The organism is Streptomyces sp. NPDC006655, from assembly GCF_040703965.1.
In the GTDB taxonomy this organism is placed as follows: Bacteria; Actinomycetota; Actinomycetes; order Streptomycetales; family Streptomycetaceae; genus Streptomyces.
The window spans coordinates 105,868-123,984 of sequence record NZ_JBEYJU010000017.1 but is presented as its reverse complement, the minus strand read 5'-3'; the positions used below and the strand labels follow the sequence as shown (position 1 = coordinate 123,984).

At 69.4% G+C, this 18,117-nt stretch carries 13 protein-coding genes and 2 pseudogenes; 8 read left to right on the top strand and 7 right to left on the bottom strand.

Annotated elements, in window-relative coordinates; all coding sequences use genetic code 11:
* Positions 1-115: 115 nt before the first annotated feature.
* From AB0958_RS13195 to AB0958_RS13185, 3 genes are all read right to left on the bottom strand, one after another.
* Positions 116-517 (bottom strand): MarR family transcriptional regulator, encoded by a 402-nt coding sequence (locus AB0958_RS13195; protein ID WP_366890486.1) that lies wholly within the window; start codon positions 515-517, stop codon positions 116-118.
* A 909-nt stretch (positions 518-1,426) separates the two neighbouring features.
* Positions 1,427-2,287 carry a TIGR03620 family F420-dependent LLM class oxidoreductase gene (locus AB0958_RS13190; RefSeq protein WP_366890480.1) on the bottom strand — a complete coding sequence of 287 codons (861 nt, stop codon included), beginning with the start codon at positions 2,285-2,287 and terminating at the stop codon, positions 1,427-1,429.
* Positions 2,288-2,731: 444 nt separating this feature from the next.
* The gene (locus tag AB0958_RS13185; protein WP_366890479.1) at positions 2,732-4,054 is read right to left on the bottom strand and encodes an epoxide hydrolase family protein; all 1,323 of its coding nucleotides are present in this window, start codon (positions 4,052-4,054) and stop codon (positions 2,732-2,734) included.
* A gap of 323 nt (positions 4,055-4,377) precedes the next feature.
* Between AB0958_RS13185 and AB0958_RS13180 the strand changes: the two genes are divergently transcribed.
* The 5 genes from AB0958_RS13180 (at position 4,378) to AB0958_RS13160 (ending at position 9,552) form a co-directional block, all read left to right on the top strand.
* A complete protein-coding gene (locus AB0958_RS13180) occupies positions 4,378-4,821 on the top strand; it encodes a nuclear transport factor 2 family protein (RefSeq protein ID WP_366890478.1) in 444 nt (147 codons plus the stop codon).
* Positions 4,822-4,894: 73 nt separating this feature from the next.
* On the top strand, positions 4,895-5,863 hold the full coding sequence (locus AB0958_RS13175) for an alpha/beta hydrolase (RefSeq protein WP_366890477.1): 969 nt from the start codon (positions 4,895-4,897) through the stop codon (positions 5,861-5,863).
* 256 nt (positions 5,864-6,119) lie between these two features.
* A complete protein-coding gene (locus AB0958_RS13170) occupies positions 6,120-7,439 on the top strand; it encodes an epoxide hydrolase family protein (protein ID WP_366890476.1) in 1,320 nt (439 codons plus the stop codon).
* A gap of 130 nt (positions 7,440-7,569) precedes the next feature.
* Complete coding sequence (locus AB0958_RS13165; RefSeq protein WP_366890475.1) at positions 7,570-8,319, top strand: SDR family oxidoreductase; 750 nt, start codon at positions 7,570-7,572, stop codon at positions 8,317-8,319.
* A gap of 36 nt (positions 8,320-8,355) precedes the next feature.
* On the top strand, positions 8,356-9,552 hold the full coding sequence (locus tag AB0958_RS13160) for an MFS transporter (protein ID WP_366890474.1): 1,197 nt from the start codon (positions 8,356-8,358) through the stop codon (positions 9,550-9,552).
* 23 nt (positions 9,553-9,575) lie between these two features.
* Here AB0958_RS13160 and AB0958_RS13155 read toward each other — a convergent pair whose 3' ends face one another.
* Together AB0958_RS13155 and AB0958_RS13150 are read right to left on the bottom strand one after the other, a co-directional pair.
* Positions 9,576-12,416 (bottom strand): AAA family ATPase, encoded by a 2,841-nt coding sequence (locus AB0958_RS13155; protein WP_366890473.1) that lies wholly within the window; start codon positions 12,414-12,416, stop codon positions 9,576-9,578.
* A gap of 796 nt (positions 12,417-13,212) precedes the next feature.
* Complete coding sequence (locus AB0958_RS13150; protein WP_366890472.1) at positions 13,213-13,521, bottom strand: hypothetical protein; 309 nt, start codon at positions 13,519-13,521, stop codon at positions 13,213-13,215.
* Between the two features lie 79 nt (positions 13,522-13,600).
* On the opposite strand from AB0958_RS13150, the pseudogene AB0958_RS13145 reads away from it, so the two are divergent.
* Both AB0958_RS13145 and AB0958_RS13140 read left to right on the top strand, forming a co-directional pair.
* Positions 13,601-14,958: pseudogene (locus AB0958_RS13145) on the top strand (IS256 family transposase).
* Between the two features lie 22 nt (positions 14,959-14,980).
* Positions 14,981-15,247: pseudogene (locus tag AB0958_RS13140) on the top strand (LysR substrate-binding domain-containing protein); the annotation flags it as partial.
* Positions 15,248-15,377: 130 nt separating this feature from the next.
* On the opposite strand, the gene AB0958_RS13135 reads toward AB0958_RS13140, so the two are convergent.
* Both AB0958_RS13135 and AB0958_RS13130 read right to left on the bottom strand, forming a co-directional pair.
* Positions 15,378-16,082: a response regulator transcription factor gene (locus AB0958_RS13135; RefSeq protein ID WP_366890471.1), complete on the bottom strand. Its 705-nt coding sequence runs from the start codon at positions 16,080-16,082 to the stop codon at positions 15,378-15,380.
* A complete protein-coding gene (locus AB0958_RS13130; RefSeq protein WP_366890470.1) occupies positions 16,079-17,356 on the bottom strand; it encodes a histidine kinase in 1,278 nt (425 codons plus the stop codon). The genes AB0958_RS13135 and AB0958_RS13130 overlap by 4 nt, the downstream gene beginning before the upstream one ends.
* A gap of 132 nt (positions 17,357-17,488) precedes the next feature.
* Between AB0958_RS13130 and AB0958_RS13125 the strand changes: the two genes are divergently transcribed.
* On the top strand, positions 17,489-18,055 hold the full coding sequence (locus AB0958_RS13125; RefSeq protein ID WP_366890468.1) for a methyltransferase domain-containing protein: 567 nt from the start codon (positions 17,489-17,491) through the stop codon (positions 18,053-18,055).
* The last annotated feature ends 62 nt before the right edge of the window (positions 18,056-18,117 follow it).

Sequence of the window (18,117 nt, the reverse complement as noted above, 5' to 3'; positions counted from 1 at the left end):
CCACCCCCCAGGTCATCCGTTCGACAGGGGGCAAAAGTCATGCCGGGCCCGGAAGCCAGCGGCCCTCTTGCAGGACCGCGGAAAACATAACGGGGCAGCGCGATCGGCGTGTGGGTCACTGCTGCGATTCGAGCTTCTCGATGATCGTGTCGGCGATCTCCGCCAGAATGGCTGTCTGGCCCGGGGTGATGTGGTCCAGAAACAGACGCCGTACATCCGCGACGTGCTGGGGCGCGGCCGTCTCCAGGGCAACCCGACCTGTCGGAGTGACCCTGACGTACGCCCCACGGCCGTCGTCGGCGCATTCTTCCCGGTCGACAAGATCTCGCTTGGTCATGCGCGCGATGTGATGGGAGACCCTGCTCTTCTCCCAGCCCAGCACCTTCGCGAGCTCCAGTACCCGCAACCGGTCGTCGCTGGCACGCGTCAGCTCTGCCAGCACCTTGTAATCAGTCGCGGACAGTCCGAAGTGGCTCTGTATCGACCGACCGGCCTGGTTGACCAGCAGGTCGTGCATGCGCAGCAGACCTCGCCATGCCCGTTCCTCGACCGGGGTCAGCCATCGGGGTGATTCCGTCATGAGTCCACCATATGAGAAAGTTGACACTTCAGTCACCTCCGGCCGTCGTCGCTCCACCCACGTCGTGACCGCAGCCGGCTGAGGATCTGGATCAGGCCGTCTGAAGCGCGGCGTACCGAATGCCAAGCCTTGGTGGAGCTGATGTGGCTGGGCGGCTGTGCGTCGCGTGGATACGTCGCGTGCGTAGCGTGGCCATGGCTACAGAGTCCGCCTCTCGTCACAGCATGCCCGCCATCATCCTCGCCCTGGCCGCGGCCTTCGGTCCGCTGCTCGGCGGGGCGACCTACGGCCTGCGCGGGGCCCCTCTGCCGGAGCGGGCGACCAGCTGGGTGATGATGCTCGCCGCCTGGGGTGGCTCCTACGCCGTCCGTACTCGAGGGACGTTCGGGGCCGTCGGGCCCGGAACCGCCCTGGTCGGTGACAGGGCCGGCGGGAGGGGCACTGCTGGGGCGGGCTGGGTGGACGGTGCGGCGCGGGCGACGTCCGGGCGGTGGCCCGTGCGGTCACGGCGATGGTGGCACTGGCGCAGGTGCTCTGGCTGGGGCCGGCGCCCCACTACTGGGGAGAGGAGGTCGTCATGCTGGCCGTCGACGCGCTGCTCACTGCTGCCCTGACCGCCTGCCTTGCGTGCGCCGACGGGCACCGCTACTGGCCGTGCGCGGTCCTCGCCCCCGTGGGCGGTCTCGCCTGCTGTCTCGCCGGGGACGGCATCCTCGATGCCTGTGCGGATCGGTGCGAGTCGGACCGACTCCGCACTGGATCTGACGTTGGTCACATCCGTTGGTTGGTGGATTCCGCGAGGGGAGGCGCCGCGGCCGTGCGCTCGATTCCCGTACGGAGTCCGGGTCAGTGGGCCAGTGGTGCGAGCTGTCGCCACTCGGCAAGGGGCAGCCCATTGCCTCTGCCGATGGCGTGGAGGGCCACATGGGTGGCGCCGGCGTCGTGATGGGCCATGATCCGTTCACCGATGACGTCGACGTCACCCCAGGCCACGACGGCGTCGATGAGACGGTTGCTGCCACCGTCGGACAGGTCATCCTCGCTGAAGCCCTGCCGGAGCAGGCTCTTGGCGTAGTGCCCCATGCGGATGAACGGGGCGAGGAAACCGCGAGCCGCCTCCCGGGCACGCTCGGGTTCGGGATCCACGACGACCGCCTGGTAGGGGGCGAGCATGGGGCCGGAACCCAGGATGGCTCTGGCGCCGGCGGTGAACTCCGGGGTGACCAGGAAGGGGTGGGTACCCGCGCTGCGCCGCCCCGCCAGTTCGGTGAGCTTGGGCCCCATGGCGGCGACCACGCGCTCATCGGCCGGAACGGCTTCCTCCGCCTGATCCAGGGCGTCGAGGTAGCTGTCGAGCGCCGCGAGGGGCCGGTAGGTCCCGCCGGCGTGCTGCGCGGCGGCGGCGTCGCTGACGCCGAGGCCGAGGAGGAGTCGATGGTCGTACGCCTGGCGAAGTCGGGCGTGACCCTCGGCCATCTCGGTGGCCGGGTGGCGCCAGATGCTGAGCACTCCGGTGGCGATGGTGGTGTTCTCGGTCGCTCGCAGCAGCCGTTCTGCGTCCCCCAGGATGTCGCCGCCGCCCAGACCGGGGATCCACAGAGCGCCCCAGCCGTGCTGGTCCAGTTCGGCCGCAGCCTCGTGGATCTCTACGGGGTCGGGGTGCAGACGCAGTTCCGGGCTCCAGATTCCTGTCTTGCCGATGTGCATCGCGATGCTCCTCTTCCGTCTACCGCAGTCGTGCCGTCACCCTAACCGCAGGTGGATGACGTTTCAACTAAATGGCAGGTGGCTTTGTCCGGGAACTCGGCGCAACGCCTGTGCGCTACGGTCCGGGTGTCATTGACGCGGTGCGGGATCCGGGCGGTGTCCAAGCCGTGTTCGATGCGGTGGGCAAGAGTGTCCTGGCTGACGCGATCACGCCGGCCGGCGATCCCGAGCGTGTGATCACGCTCTCCGATCCGGCCGCTGCGGACAGACGACGCTGCCGAGGCGCGACGCCGCCGAGGACCATCGGAGGCTGGAAAGCGGCAGTGGGGATCGGCGCATCGTCCTCACCACCGCGTAGGCGTGGAGGTCGCGGCGAAGTCGGGTCCGCCTCTCGATGCGCGTACCCGGCGGAAGTCCTGACGGCCGGTTTCCGTCCGGCAGCGGTCACCTCACGTGGCGGGCGTAGGCGCGCAGTTCATCCACGAAGATGCCGGGCTGCTCGAACGCGGCGAAGTGCCCGCCGGCCGTGATGTCGTCGTTGAAGTAGACGAGGTTGTCGTAGGCCTTCTCGGCCCACACCTTCGGGGTGCGCACCAGTTCGTGGGGAAAGACACTGACTCCCACCGGGAGGTCCAGTCGCGTCAGGTCGTGGTCGTCGCGGTAGAACTCCCAGTAGAGCCGCGCGGAGGACGCGCCGGTTCCCGTGAGCCAGTACAGGGTTATGTCGTCCAGCATGCGGTCGTAGCCGAGGACGCGCTCGGGGTGGTGGTCGCTGTCCGTCCAGTCGATGAACTTCTCGAAGACCCAACTCGCCTGACCCGCAGGTGAGTCGACGAGCCCGTAGCCGACCGTCTGGGGACGGGTGGCCTGCTCCTGGAAGTATCCGGCGTACTGCTGGGCGAAGAGCTTCTGCTCGGCGATGGCCGCCTGCTCCTCCGGGGTGCTGTCGCCGAGTGCCGTGTTGGTCAGCATGAACTCGGGCAGGTTGAGGTGTACGCCGATCAGGCCCGATGGGCGTTGCCTGCCCATCTGCGTGGTGACGGCCCCGCCCCAGTCACCGCCCTGGGCGATGTAGCGGCGGTAGCCCAGCCGTTCCATGAGCGTGCCCCAGGCGGTGGCGATCCGGGACGGGTCCCAACCGGACTGCGTGGGGAGGTCGGAGAACCCGTGGCCCGGCATGGAGGGGATGACCACGTGGAACGCGTCGTCCGGGGCTCCGCCGTACCGCGTCGGATCGGTGAGGGGCCCGATGGTGTCGAGGAACTCGACGAACGATCCGGGCCAGCCGTGGTTGAGGATCACCGGCAGGGCGTTTCGGTGCCTGGACCTGACGTGCACGAAGTGAATGCCCAGCCCCTCGATCCGCGTGCGGTACTGCCCGAGCGCGTTGACCCGCGACTCGAAAGCGCGCCAGTCGTACCGCGTGCGCCAGTGATCGAGCAGGGCCCGCAACCGGTCGAGCGGCACGCCCTGGGAGGCGTCGTCGACTGTCTCCCGCTCGGGGAGGCGGACGGTGCGCAGGCGCTGTGTCAGGTCGTCGAGAGCGCCCTGCGGTACGTGCAGGTGGAAGCGTTCCGTACCGGTTCCGACCGGCGCAAGGCGGAAACCGGCGACCTCCGCCGGGCGAGCACGCCCGGGAACGGGAAGGTGGGAGAGCGGGAGTCCCGGCACCGCCCCCACGGCCGCGGCCGAGCGCAGAAAACCTCGGCGGGACTCTCCCCGCTGCGCCGACGGGGAAGGGGAGACGGGCTGTGCTGGTGCGGTCAAGGCTTCTCCCTGTGTTGGATCCGGGCGGTGCATGGCGAGAGCATAGAAGGCATCGAGTTGATGTTTCAACCATATGTGCAAGGCGGCCGGATTGCTGCGCGATCACGGCGAGCTCGTATTCTGCTCTGACCTGCCAATTTCCATCCCTAGAGATGATGTGATCATCTCTAGCGCCTTGGCGTTCGGTTGACATTTCACTTACATGGGCTACGGTGGCGAAAGATCCGAGGGCTTCCAGATGACCGCGGCCCCCAGCCGGTCTCCGGCCCCGCCATCCCTGCCTGCCTCGTCGCTGCCTTCCTCCTCGAAAGGGACACAGCCTCATGTCGTTCGACAACGAAAAGATCATTCGGAACGCCTACCAGGTGGCGGAAGATCAGGACATCCCTGGGTGGATCGACTGCTTCACCGAGGACGGAACCTTCACCGACCAGTCGGTGGGCATCACCTACCGCGGCACCGGGGTCGCGGACCCGGTGCGCAACTACGCACAGGCCTTCCCTGACATGCACCGTGAGCTCTACGACGTGTACGTGAACGGGGACATCGTTGTCGTCGAGCTGTCCCTCAACGGAACTCACCAGGGTGAACTGACCCTTCCCATGGGGTCGATCCGTGCGACCGGCAACGCCATCCAGGTCCCGTGCTGCGACGTGTTCCGACTGCGCGAAGGCAAGATCGAGTCCTTCAACTGCTACCCCTCCGGCACCGTCCTCATGGGGCAGCTCGGGGTGCTGAACAACCTGGAGGCCGCGCTCGCGCACTGAGCCGCGTGCTGCCTCGGCCGCGAACGGCTGCGTATCCGTAGCACCTGACGTTTCAACAACAAGGAGCACCACCATGGCCGGCAACCCCCGCAACATCGCACTGGAGCCCGCCGCGCAGGCCTTCGTCGACGCGACCTCCGAACCGCCGTTCCTGTACCAGCTCCCTCCGGAGGAGGGGCGAAAGGCGGTGGACCAGGTCCAGGACGCCGAGATCTTCAAGCCGGAGGTCGACGAGGAGTGGGTGGAGGTGGAGGGTGGCCCCACGGGCACCGTCCAGGTGCGCGTCGTGCGTCCCGCGGGGACCTCCGGGACGAGCCTGCCCGTCATCCTCTATGTGCACGGCGCGGGCTGGGTGTTCGGCGACGCCCACACACATGACCGTCTCGTGCGGGATCTCGCTGTCGGGGTCAACGCCGCAGTGGTCTTCCCTGAGTACGACCACGCGCCCGAGGCGGGGTACCCCGTCGCCCTGGAGCAGGGTTACGCGGTGGCGCAGTGGGTGATGACGAAGGGCGCCGACAAGAACCTGGACGCGCAGCGCCTGGCGGTGGCCGGCGACTCGGTCGGCGGCAACATGGCGATCGCGCTGACCTTGCTCGCCAAGCAGCGTGGCGACGTGCGCTTCGTCAAGCAGGTGGAGTTCTACCCCGTCACCGACGCTTCCTTCGAGACCGCGTCGTACGAGGAGTTCGCCGAGGGCTACTTCCTCGCCCGTGACGGCATGAAGTGGTTCTGGGACCAGTACACCCGCAGTGAGGAGGAGCGCGGCCAGATCACCGTCTCGCCTCTGCGGGCGAGCCTGGAGGACCTGGCGGGCCTGCCGCCCGCGCTGATCATCACCGCCGAGGCCGACGTGCTGCGCGACGAGGGTGAGGCGTTCGCCGCCAGGCTCCGTCAGGCCGGTGTGCCGGCGACGAACGCCCGGTTCGGCGGCATCGTGCACGACTTCGTGATGGTGAACTCGCTGCATGACACCGAGGCCGCCAAGCACGCGGTCCTGCTCGCGGTCGCGAGCCTCAAAGAGGCCCTGCACTCCAACTGACGGAGCCGAAAGGGCGTGTACAACCCGTGGCGGTCGTCTTTCCCGGGCCGACCGCCACGCGGACCGAACTTCCCTGTTCCGCGTCCGTTCGCCGCGCCACCGCTTGCGCGGCGAAGGCGACTGTGACGGTGCCTCGACGAGTCGGAACCTGTGACCCGACTCGATCGACGTCCGGCGTCCGCTCAACGTCCCATCTTCCACTCGCGTGTCACCGAACTGTGCCCTCTGGCACGCCATGTGAGACCGGAGCCACCCCATGCACTCGTTCCGCCATCCGGAAGCGTCGGCTGACACGGCCGCCTTCCAGCCCTCCCGCCGCAACCTGCTGCGCACCGCAACCGTCGCCGGCCTGGCCACAGCCGTGCCGGCCGTGCTCGGCACCGACCTGGCGTCCGCCGACGACGGAGAGCTGAGCCCGCTCTCCCTGCCACGGGCCACTGAGGAGATCACGCGACTGCACCTGCGCGTACCCGAGGCGCACCTGAATGACCTGCGTCGGCGACTGGCCCGCGTCCGCCTGCCCGAGCGGGAGACGGTTCCCGACGCCTCGCAGGGCGTCCAGCTCGACAAGCTGTCCAGTCTGCTGAGGTACTGGAGCACCCAGTACGACTGGCGCAGGCTGGAGCGGAGGATCAACGCGCTCGGCCAGTACCGGACGCGTATCGACGGCCTGGGTATCCACTTCCTGCACGTCCGCAGCCGGCACGCTGACGCCACTCCGCTGATCCTCACCCACGGATGGCCCGGCTCCTTCGTGGAGTTCCTGAAGGCGATCGGCCCGCTGACCGACCCCACCGCGTACGGCGGCACCGCGCAGGACGCCTTCCATGTGGTCATTCCGTCCCTGCCGGGCTTCGGTCTCTCGGACCGACCCACCTCGACCGGCTGGACCACGGCGCGTATCGCGGCTGCCTGGGCCGAGCTCATGGAGCGCCTGGGGTACACCCGCTACATCGCCCAAGGCGGCGACTGGGGCGGCGGCGTGACCACCCAGCTGGGCAAGCTGCGCCCCAAGGGCCTGCTGGGGGTGGAGCTCAACTTCCCGGAGTACACCTTCGCCCCGCCGGTCTCCGCGAACCCCACCGCCGATGAACAGAGGGCTCTCGCCGAGATCCAGACGTTCTCCGCCCAGTACTCCGGCTACTTCCAGGAGCAGTCCACGCGTCCGCAGACCATCGGCTACGCCCTGGCGGACTCTCCGTCGGGACAGGCTGCCTGGATCTTCGAGAAGTTCCTCGACTGGACCGACAACACCGGCCGGCCGCAGGGTGTCCTGACGCGCGACGAGATGCTGGACAACATCACCCTGTACTGGCTCACCGACACCGCGGCGTCCTCGGCCCGCCTCTACTGGCAGAACTACGGTGCCTCGGGCCTGACCACCCTCGACCTGCCGGTCGGTCTGAGCGTGTTCCCGCACGAACTGGTCCGCAGCCCGAAGGTGTGGGCCGAGCGCGCGTACAGCGACCTGGTCTACTTCAACGACCGGATTCCTGCCGGCGGCCACTTCGCGGCGTTCGAGCAGCCGCTGCTCTTCGCTCAGGAAGTCAGGAAGTTCGCCCGGCTGATCAAGTGAAAGGCAGCCGCCAGCGCAGCGACACTCCCCAGGCATGTAGTTGACGTTTCACCTACTTAGCCCCTATAGTGATTGAAAATTCAACAGATGGGGGTTCGGATGTCGAGCCGCCCGAGCAAGGAGTGACACGATGGGACAGCTCAGCGGAAAGACGGCCGTCATCACGGGCGGCACGAGCGGGATCGGCCTGGCCACCGCGCAGCGGTTCGCCAAGGAAGGTGCCCGGGTCTATGTGACCGGCCGTCGCAAGGAGGCCCTGGACGAGGCCGTCGCCGCGATCGGCGGCGACGTGACCGGGGTGCAGGCCGACAGTGCCGACCTCGCCGACCTCGACCGCCTCTACGCCACCGTCGAGGCGGCAGGTGACCGTATCGACATCCTCTTCGCCAACGCCGGCGGCGGCGAGTTCGCCACCTTGGAACAGGTCACCGAAGAGCACTTCGACGCGACCTTCGGCACCAACGTCAAGGGCACCCTCTTCACCGTCCAGAAGTCCCTGCCGCACCTCAACGACGGCGCCTCCGTGATCCTCACCGGTTCCACCGCCGCAACCGTCGGCAACGAGGCCTTCGGCGTCTACGGCGCGTCCAAGGCCGCCATTCGCTCCTTCGCCCGCACCTGGGCCAACGAGCTGCGCACCCGCGCCATCCGCGTCAACACCATCGCCCCGGGCCCCATCACCACCCCTGGCCTCGACAACCTCGCCCCGTCCGAAGAAGAGGCCGCTCAGCTCCGGGACCACCTCGCCACCACCGTCCCCCTGGGCCGTATGGGGCAGCCCGAGGAAGTAGCCGACCTCGCGCTCTTCCTCGCCACCGACCAGTCCAGCTACATCACCGGCACCGAGATCTTCATCGACGGCGGCGCCAACCAGATCTGACCGGCAGACACGAGCAAGCCGGTGAAAGAGCAAGTCATGGGCACCCACTCCGTCCCGGCCCTACCCGCACCGCCCGAGGCGGAACGCGCCCCGGCCGGCGGGTGGCCCGCGGTGGCAGCCGTCGCCGCGGTGTCATTCGTCCTCGTCCTCTCCGAGTTCCTGCCCGTCGGTCTCCTCCCGTCCATCAGCCACGGCCTCCGGGTCGACACCGGCAGGGCGGGACTGGTCGTCGTCGTGCCGGGGCTGGCGGCAGCCGTAGCCGCTCCGCTGCTCACCATGGCTGCCGGTCGGCTCGACCGGCGGCATGTCCTCCTCGCCCTGGCTGCCCTGATCGCGGTCTCCGACGCGTTGGCCGCCTCCGCCTCCGGCCTCGCGGTCATGGTCGGCGCCCGTCTCCTGCTCGGCCTCGCCGTCGGTGGCTTCTGGGCAATGGGCGCGGGCGCAGGCGGACGTCTCGTCCCGCCCGCCTCCGTGGGCCGGGCCACCGCGCTGATCACTGCGGGCATCTCGGCCGGAACGGTCATCAGCCTTCCTCTGGGGTCCCTGATCGGTCACGTCGCCGACTGGAGAACGGCCTTCGTCGTCGCCGCGCTGGCCGCGCTGCTGACACTCGTCGCGCTCGGCCTCGCACTCCCGCCCCTCCGGCCCACCGGAGCCGTACGGGCGGCCACACTGGGCAGCGTCCTGCGTACACCGCCCGTCGCCCTGACCCTGCTGATCGCGGCCATCGTCTTCTTCGGCCACTTCACCGCCTATACCTACATCACCCCCTACTTGCAACAGCGTGCGCACCTCGGCCCGGGCGCCGTGACCGCGGTGCTGCTGGGCTACGGATCGGCAGGGCTGACCGGAAACTTCCTCGCCGGTCTCGCCTCGTCCCGGTCACCACGCCGGGTCCTGGTGGTTGCCGCGCTCGCCCTGGCGGCAGCAGTCCTCCTGCTCACCCGCATGCACGACGAACCTGCGGTTGTGGGCCTGGTCCTCGTGTGGGGCGCTGCTTTCGGAGCGGTACCCGCGGCCGCACAGACCCGTGTGATGGATCTGGCCGGGCAGGACACGGACGCGGCCTTGGCGCTCCTGGTCAGCGCCTCGCAGACCTTCCTCGCCGTCGGTTCGTTCACCGGAGGGCTGCTGACCGATCACGCAGGCACCACGGCGGCCTTCGCCCTGGGCGGCAGCGCCGTACTGCTCAGCGTCCTGGTGCCGGCCGGGCACCGCCGCGTCCGCGGGTAGCGGCGGACCCGGACCGGGGCGTGTCAGCCCCCGTCGTTACCCGCGCGGGGTGGGGCCGGGCGGTGCTGCCGGGCCGACAGCGCGTCCCGAAGTGCACCCCGCGACGTGATGCCCAGCTTGGGGTAGATCTGGTAGAGATGGGCGCCGACCGTTCGGTGCGAGATGAAGAACTTCTCGGCGATCTGCTTGTTCGTCAGCCCACGCGCGGCCAGTTCCGCGATCTCGTACTCGCGTGGCGTCAGTTCTGTCAGGGGGCCCTCCGCCTGGGGGCCCTCCGCCGGGCCGGGCGCGCTCACCCCCGTCGCACGCAACTCCCTCGCCGCGCGTTCGGCCCAGGGGCGTGAGTCCAGGCGCCGGAAGGTCCCGAGCGCCGCTTCGAGAGGCCCGGTGCACGCGGTAACGGACCCCGCCCGGCGCAGCCTTTCCCCCCGGGCCAATTGGATACGCGCTCGGTCGAAAGGCCATTCGCCCGTATCCGCACCGGCAAGGACCTGCTGGAAGAGCTGCTCAGCTGTTGCATCGTCCTCGGCCGCCACCGCTCGAGCGCCGGCGGCGAGCAGAGCCAGCCGCGGCGAGAGGTTCTCCACGTCGGACGCGAGGACAGCCCGCACGTGGGAGGCGGCCTCGGAGCGTCGGCCGGTGCTCATGGCCGCTTCCACCAGGTCGAAGAAGACCCACACGGCAGCCTGCGCGTACTGCGCCAGCCGGCCCGCCGGGCTGATCGATTCGGCGCACCGAAGTGCTTCTTCGAAGTCACCGGCCGCGATATGGGCCAGTGCACGGACATGGTCGGCGTACTGGACGATCGCATGGAGGCCGCGCGGCGAAGCCCAATCCGTCATCTGGTCGGCCAGCGCGTGGGCCGTGTCCACGTCACCCGAGGAAGCCGTGGCAAGGCCCTTGCTGTAATAGAAGTACCAGGAGAAAAAGCTGTAGCCGGAACTCTCGCACAACGCGAGTCCTTCGTCGGCCAGTTCGACCACCTCCTGCCACGTCCCCGAGTAGTAGGCGTCCAGTGCCAGATGAAAAAGCACCCCGAGGTGCCTGCGGGCCGGACCACCCTCTCTGCCCTGTCGTAGGACCCGCCGGGAGGCCTCCCTGAGCAGCGGCAGCCGATCTGTGTAGACGGCGCCGGTCCCGATCCGCACGATCTGGGCAGGGTCCGTCTCCCTGACCGCCGCATCGCAGATCTGTTCAAGCTGCCGCAGCGTCGGCTGTCCGGTGCGGGCCGGATCGCTGTACAACTGCCCGAGCACGGACAACAGGGCCGGCGGCTCCGGCCTCAGACGTGCTAGCAACTCGTGGAACGGGCTCCAGAAGTCCTCCCTCGCCCCGTAGATGCACAGCAGGAGAAGAAGATGCATCGCGTCCACGAGTTCGGCACTGTTCGCGTCGTAGCCGCGGCTGTCCTGCTCTATGGCGCCGACCAGAAGGCGGTGCGCGGTCGTGACGTCTCCGTCGCCGCTCAGTAGAAGGTGCACGGTGACCGCGGCCGCGTAGAGCGAGCCGGCCCGCTCCGGATCGGCCTGCCGAGCGTCTTCCAGCAGCTTCGACGCGCTGCGCAACGCTCCCGTCGCCTCGGCGCCGATATATGCGGCCTCGGCCAGTCGCCGAGCCCGGTCCGCGTCGTGAGGGCTCAGCTCGGCCGCACGGGTGAGCGCCGCGATGGCGGCGACCGCGTCCCCGCGATTGAGGATCCGGCGAGCTGCCTCCTCCAGAAGCTCCGACACGTGATCGTCGGGATCAAGCGTCGCCTGTCCCAAATGCCAAGCGCGCGATTCGAGTTGCCTGTCAAGCACCCGGGCGAGCGCATGGTGAGCCGAACGGCGTCTGCTGCTGGTGGTCGCCTCCACCACCGCCGACTGAATCAGTGGGTGACGGAACACCAGACGGTGACTGGCATGATCGACCCGGACCAGGTGGTCGCGCTCAGCCGGTATCAGATTCTCCAGATCTGCATGGCCCCCCATCTCACGCGCCGCGGCGCACAGCACCCCCACGTCTCCGCCGCCGTTCAGCGCGGCCAGCAGCAGCATGTCCTGAGTCTTCTCCGGCAGCTGCCGTACGCGCGAGACGAAGAGAGACTGCAGCCGTTGGCCGAGCGGAAGAACAGCCGGCAAGCCCTCAAGGGCTGCGGGAGAATGATCGCCCAAGGCGCGCGGAATCTCCAGAAGAGCCAACGGATTTCCCTGTGCAGTCGTCAGCACCCGCTGTTGGACATGGTGAGGAAGGAGCGGGAACCTGGTTTTCACCAGGTGCGTTGCCGATTCCGCATCCAATGGTGGAAGCTCATAAGACGGCAGACCGCCGCTTTCAAAGAAGCTGTCCGTCCCGGTCCGCAGAGCCGCGAGGAAACTTATCCCTGTCCCGGACAGCCGCCTTGAGATGAAGCCGAAGACCGCAGCACTCGCGCGGTCCACCCACGGCAGATCATCCACGATGACCAGCACCGGCTGCTGCTCCGCCGCTCTGCGCAGCACTTCCAAAGCCGCGTTGCAGACGACCAGACGTTCTGGAGGGGGGCCGGCGCCGAAGCCGAGGGCCGCGCTCAACGCCTGGCGGTGAAGTTCGTCCAGGGTCTGCACGGTGTCACGCAGGGGGAGGAACGCCTGGTTCAGAGCGGCGTAGCTGAGATCCGCCTCGAATTGCACGCCGGCGATCCGTAGCACCCGTACACCGTTGGCAGCTGCTGACCTCCCCACGGCCTGCAACAGGGCTGTCTTGCCCACGCCGGGATCACCGGACAGCAGCAAGGACCGGCCGGAACCACTGCGTGCGAAGAATCCCGATATCCGGGCGAGATCTGCATCTCGCCCCACAAGCTGCTCGATGATATCGCCCGCCAACGGTTCGGATGAACTCACGGGCTCTTCCTCGCATTTCTTGATGCAATCATGGATGGGCCGGGGAGTATGAAAGGATCCACAGTTCTTCCGGTCCAGCGGAAGTATAAGTGCCTTAACCTCGCATCCCGTTGGCCGTCCCATCTATCGGTACTCAACGTCACCCGCATCCGCCCGGAGGCCTCACCGGCTTCAGGCGCACGCACCCGTCGGAGCGCGAGGTGCTCCCGGATCCGCGCCGGGCGGGGGCGCGGCGCGGGCACGGGGAGGGCAATCCGTTGCGCGCGAGTTCTAGGCCAGTTGAGCTGTAGCGATCGTCTCGGAACCCGGCCGGACCTGCCCATCCGGGACGCGGTCTGGACGCAGGTTGGACACACGGATCGGAAAGGACTGACAAGGGCCGAGAAGGACTGAGGCGCCAAACCGCGTCTGACGTGGGAAAACGGCCAGGATGAGCACTGATCGACAAGGGCCGCCAAGATCCCCAAAGGACTCATAATCCGTCGGCCGTGGGTTCGAGTCCCACCCGCCCCGCCACTCGCTGTGCGAGGAGAAACCTTCTGACCTGCGGTTCTGCCGTCCCTGGTGTGTGGCTCCATCGGTCGTGTGGAGTCTTGTTGGAGTCCGACCGGCCTCAGGGGCCGAGCCAGGGGCCAACGATTGTCCATTGTGTAGCGTTTTGTGATGCGCGTGATGTCCGGCATGGGGTGTCCGGCACTGCAGACGGCACAGGGACTGAACGGCCACCCGTGCACGACGCCGACGCGTACGGGGAGCTCCGTACGCGTCGGCGTCCCTTGCGGTACCCGGCGATGCGTCAGCCGATCGCCAGCTTGTTCTTCCAGCCGATGCCGTCGCTGTTGCCTACGATTTCCGTACCCGAACCGCTTAGGGCCGTGCGGCTGCCGCTGTAGAAGCGCACGGTGCCGTCCACTCTGAGCGTCCAGATGTCGGGGATGCCGTCCCCGTTGGCGTCCGGTGTGCCGAAGAGCAGCCTGATGCTGGAACTGCCCCAGCCGGAGGCACCGTACTCGGTGTCCACCCCGCCCGAGGAGGCGGCGGCCGAGGCGAGCGAACCGACGTCGACCCCGCCGGTCGCGATGTCCTTGACGCCCTTGCGCAGCAACAGCCGTCCGCTGGCGTCCGAGCGGTAGGCGAAGTCGGTGACTCCGTCACCGAGACGGGGACTGTCCTAAAGATTGTGTATGCCCCGGTGTGACCCGTCTGGCATGAGGTGTCCCCTCTGCTGGGAGGGATCACTGATGGGCATCAAGGACGAGCGGCCCCGCGAGAGTTCGCACATCGTACGCATGGGGGCCGAGTTGGCGAGACTGACCGAGCTGGACCAGGAGTTGGCCGAGCAGTTGGTGAACCGGGCCCGCACCGAGGGGGTGAACCTGGTCGGGGAGAACGGCCTGCTGAAAGGACTGGTGAAGCTGGTCCTGGAGGGTGCGCTGGAGGCCGAGATGACCGAGCACCTCGGCCATGAGAAGGGCGATCGGGCCGGTGCCGGCTCGGGCAACTCACGCAACGGCACCTCCCGCAAGCGGGTGCTGACCGATGTCGGCCCGGTCGAGCTGGACGTTCCGCGCGATCGGGTGGGCAGTTTCAGCCCTCAGATCGTGCCCAAGCACGCGCGCCGTGTCGCGGGTTCGACGAGGCCATCCTGTCCCTCTACGCCAAGGGCCTGACCACCGGCGAGATCCAGGCACACCTGGCGGAGATCTACGACGTGGACGTCTCCCGCGACCTGATCTCGCGGGCCACCGACAAGGTCACCGAGGAGCTCGAAGCCTGGCGCCAGCGGCCGCTGGACCGTGTCTACGCCGTCTTCATGATCGACGAGATCGTCCTGAAGATCCGCGACGGTGCGGTCGCCAACCGGCCCGTCTACATCGCGGTGGGCATCAACCTCGAAGGCGAACGGGACGTGCTGGGCATGTGGGTGGGCTCCGGCGGCGAAGGCGCCAAGCAGTGGATGGCCTGGCTCGCGGAGCTGAAGAACCGTGGCGTCGAGGACGTGCTGATCGCCTGCTGCGACGGGCTCAAGGGCCTGCCCGACTCGATCAGCAGCATCTGGCCCCTGGCCGACATCCAGCTCTGCGTGGTCCACATGGTCCGCAACAGCCTCAAGTACGCCTCCACCAAGCACTGGTCACAGATCGCCAGGGAACTCCGCCAGGTCTACACGGCCGCCACCCCGGACGCCGCTGAGCAGCGGTTCGCCGAGTTCGAAGAGACGTGGGGCGGCCGATATCCGGCCCTGATCGCGGTCTGGCGCAGGAACTGGGAGCACTTCGTGATGTTCCTCCGCTTCCCGCCCGAGATCAGAAAGATCGTCTACACGACGAACATGATCGAGAGCCTCAACTCGCGCTTCCGCCAGGCCACCCGCAGGCGCGGGCATTTCCCGAACGACGAGGCGGCCCTCAAGGTGCTCCACCTCGTCATCCGCGACCGCAAGCCCAACCGGCGCAATCCCACCGGCCGGACCCACAACTGGAAGGAGGCCATCAACATCCTCGCCGGCTACTACGGCGACCGCGTCACCGACAACCAGTAGCACCGCCACACCACACAGAAGAAGCGTCAGCACCAGGGCTTACACAAACGCCACCGCGCAGGGCTTCGTCGCGGCCGGCCTCGGAGTCGGTCTGATGCCGCGGCTCGGGCTGCGCAACCAGCACCCCGGTGTCGTCGTACGCCCGGTCCGCAACCCGGAGCCGGTCCGGGTGATCTCGGCCGCCGTCCGGGAGACCGCCCTCGAACAGCCGGCCCTGCGCGGCCTGTTGGGCGCGCTGCGGGACGCGGCCGCCACCGCCGGCCCGGCCGACGAGCCTCGGTCGCCCTGACCGCGGCCGGTGCCCCGAGCACACCGGGCCGGAACCGGTTCCGTTCGGCTGCCCGCCGCGGGCGCCGCCGGGTCGGGTGAGGGAAACACGGCGATACGGGCGGACAGCCCGGTGCCGCGCCCGTCGCCGTTCAGTCCCCGGCCCGTATCAGCCCGCTCTCGTAGGCGAAGATCACTGCGTGGATGCGGTCGCGGAGGCCGAGTTTGGTCAGGACGCGGCCGAGGTGGGTCTTGACGGTCGTCTCCCCGACGAAGAGGCGCTCGGCGATCTCGCCGTTGGCCAGCCCCCGGGCGACCAGGGCGAGTACTTCCCGTTCCCGCTCGGTGAGCGCGGCCAGGCGGCCGCGCTGGGCGGACCCGGACGTGGGGGGTTGCCGGACGAAGCGTTCGACCAGGCGCCGGGTGAGGGAGGGTGCCACCATGACCTCGCCCCGCAGCACCGCCCGGACGGTCACCAGGATCTCCTCGGCGGGCGCGTCCTTGACGAGGAAGCCGTTCGCGCCGGCGCGCAGGGCGGTGTAGGCGTACTCGTCGAGGTCGAAGGTGGTGACGACGAGGATCCGGGGCCCGTGGGGCTGCGCGCAGAGGTGCTCGGTCGCGGCGAGCCCGTCCAGGCCGGGCATGCGTACGTCCATCAGGACGAGGTCCGGCTCCAGGGCGGCCACCCCCGCGATCGCCGCGCCGCCGTCGGCGGCCTCGCCCACCACGGTGAGGTCGGGCTGGCTGTCGACGACCATGCGCAGTCCCATCCGGATCAGTTCCTGGTCGTCGCAGATCAGCACCCGCGACGGCGACGGCGACGGGGCGGGAGCCGGGGGCGGGGTCGGGCCGGTCACGGGGTCGTCGCCGTGGTGGGCTCGGGTCCGGTGGGGCGCAGGAAGGCGGTGACCCGGTAGCCCCCGTCGGGTGTGGGTCCGGCGTCGACGCTCCCGCCGTACAGGGCGGTGCGTTCGCGCATGCCGGTGAGTCCGTGCCCGCGGGGGAGCGGCCGGGCGGGGTGCTCGGGGACGGCTTCCCCGCCGGCGCCGGCCGAGTTCTCCACCCGGACGCGGACCATCCGTCCGGGCCCCTGGGCACCGGTGTCGACCCGGACGCGGATCGTGGCGTCCGGCGGCGCGTGCTTGACGACGTTGGTGAGCGCCTCCTGCACGATGCGGTACGTCTGCACGGTGAGGTCCGCCGGCAGACCGCCGGGCTCGCCGCGCAGGTCCAGCCGGGCGCGCGTGCCCGTCGTGTTGAGGCGCCCGACCAGCCGTCGCAGATCGGCCACGAGGGACTCACCGTCGCCGGCCGAGTCGTCGCCGGGCCCGGGGGCGCCGGACGAGGCGTCCGCGTCGGGGGCGCGCAGCACCTCCAGCAGCCGGCGCAGTTCCTCCAGGGCGTCGCGGCCGGTCGCGCTGATGACGCCGAGGGTGCGGTCGACGACCGTGGGGTCGGTGTGCCGCATGAGCCTGCCGCCCTCGGCGTTCAGCACCATCACGCTCACGCTGTGGGCGAGGACGTCGTGGATCTCGCGGGCGATGCGGGCCCGCTCCTCGGCCACGGCGACCCGGGCCAGGGCCAGGCGTTCCGACTCGGCGAGCGCGGCCCGCCGTTCGAACTCGGCGACATAGGCGCGCCGGGCGCGGACGTACTCGCCGAACACCCAGGCCCCGGCCAGCAGGAGACCCACCGCGAGCGGGGTGAGCCAGGCACCGCGGGCGCCCGGGCCCCCGTAGTCCCGCTGCCAGGCGGGAATCCACAGCACCACGCAGCCGGCGGCACAGAGCACCGTCGCCGCGGCGGCCCGGCGCAGGCCGCGTACCGTGAGGGTGGCCAGGACCGCGGCCAGGGCGACGGCGCCGCGTCCCGGTTCCTGTCCCCACACCTGTCCGAGGTACTGCGCCCAGAACGCGGCCGTCACCAGGGCCGCGACGAGCACCGGCCGACGGCGCCGCCACAGCAGGGGCAGCACCAGGGCGGCGTACACGACCGCCTGTACCCGGACCGGCCGCCAGCCCGGCTGCGGGCGGATCACCGGGGGCACGGCGACCAGCACCACCAGCAGGACGTCCGTCAGCCACGGATGTGCGCTCCGCAGGCGGGGCAGGGTCTCGATGAGCCGGTGCACCGCCTCACGCTACGGCCGGGGTCCGCTGCCCGGCATCGTCCTGGCGGGCGTCATCGGGTCCTCCCGCAGTCGTACGGACACCGGCCGGGGATACGACGTGCGGCCACCCGGGGCGCTTCCAGCATGGCCGCCATGTCGATCACCACCGAGTTTCTCAGGCGGCCCCTCATGACCGGCGCCGTGGCACCCAGTTCACGACGGCTCGCGTACGCGATGACCCAGGGCATCGGTCTGGAACAGGCCCGGGTGGTCGCCGAACTCGGCCCGGGGACCGGGGTGTTCACGGACGCGATCCTCGCCCGGCTCGACTCCGGGGCGCGGCTGGTCGCCGTCGAGCTCAATCCGGTGCTCGCGGCCCGGCTGTCGGCCACCCGGCGCGACAGCCGGCTGACCGTGGTCCGGGGCACGGCCGCCGACCTGGCCGCCGTGGTCGGCGAGCCGGTCGACGCGGTGGTCTCCGGGCTGCCGTGGACGGTCATGCCCGAGGACCGGCGCGGGCACATCCTGGACGCCGTGACCGACGTCCTCGCGCCGGGTGGCCGGTTCACCACCTTCGCCTACCTGCACGCGGCCTGGACCCCGCCCGCCCGTCACTTCGCCGCCGAACTGGCCCGCCGTTTCCACCGGCTGGAACGCTCGGGGACCGTGTGGGCGAACCTGCCGCCCGCTTTCGTGCACCGGGCCGTCCGGCGGCCTTGACCGCGGCCGGACGCGCGAGAGCGAGGACCACGACCGGGCCGACCAGTGCGAGGGGGCGAGAC

What these genes read in the sequence shown, in the direction of transcription:
- AB0958_RS13170 (WP_366890476.1), top strand. Translation starts at nt 6,120, where the DNA reads ATGCACTCGTTCCGCCATCCGGAAGCGTCGGCTGACACGGCCGCCTTC.
- AB0958_RS13165 (WP_366890475.1), top strand. Translation starts at nt 7,570, where the DNA reads ATGGGACAGCTCAGCGGAAAGACGGCCGTCATCACGGGCGGCACGAGC.
- AB0958_RS13160 (WP_366890474.1), top strand. Translation starts at nt 8,356, where the DNA reads ATGGGCACCCACTCCGTCCCGGCCCTACCCGCACCGCCCGAGGCGGAA.
- AB0958_RS13195 (WP_366890486.1), bottom strand. Translation starts at nt 517, where the DNA reads ATGCACGACCTGCTGGTCAACCAGGCCGGTCGGTCGATACAGAGCCAC.
- AB0958_RS13190 (WP_366890480.1), bottom strand. Translation starts at nt 2,287, where the DNA reads ATGCACATCGGCAAGACAGGAATCTGGAGCCCGGAACTGCGTCTGCAC.
- AB0958_RS13175 (WP_366890477.1), top strand. Translation starts at nt 4,895, where the DNA reads ATGGCCGGCAACCCCCGCAACATCGCACTGGAGCCCGCCGCGCAGGCC.
- AB0958_RS13125 (WP_366890468.1), top strand. Translation starts at nt 17,489, where the DNA reads ATGTCGATCACCACCGAGTTTCTCAGGCGGCCCCTCATGACCGGCGCC.
- AB0958_RS13180 (WP_366890478.1), top strand. Translation starts at nt 4,378, where the DNA reads ATGTCGTTCGACAACGAAAAGATCATTCGGAACGCCTACCAGGTGGCG.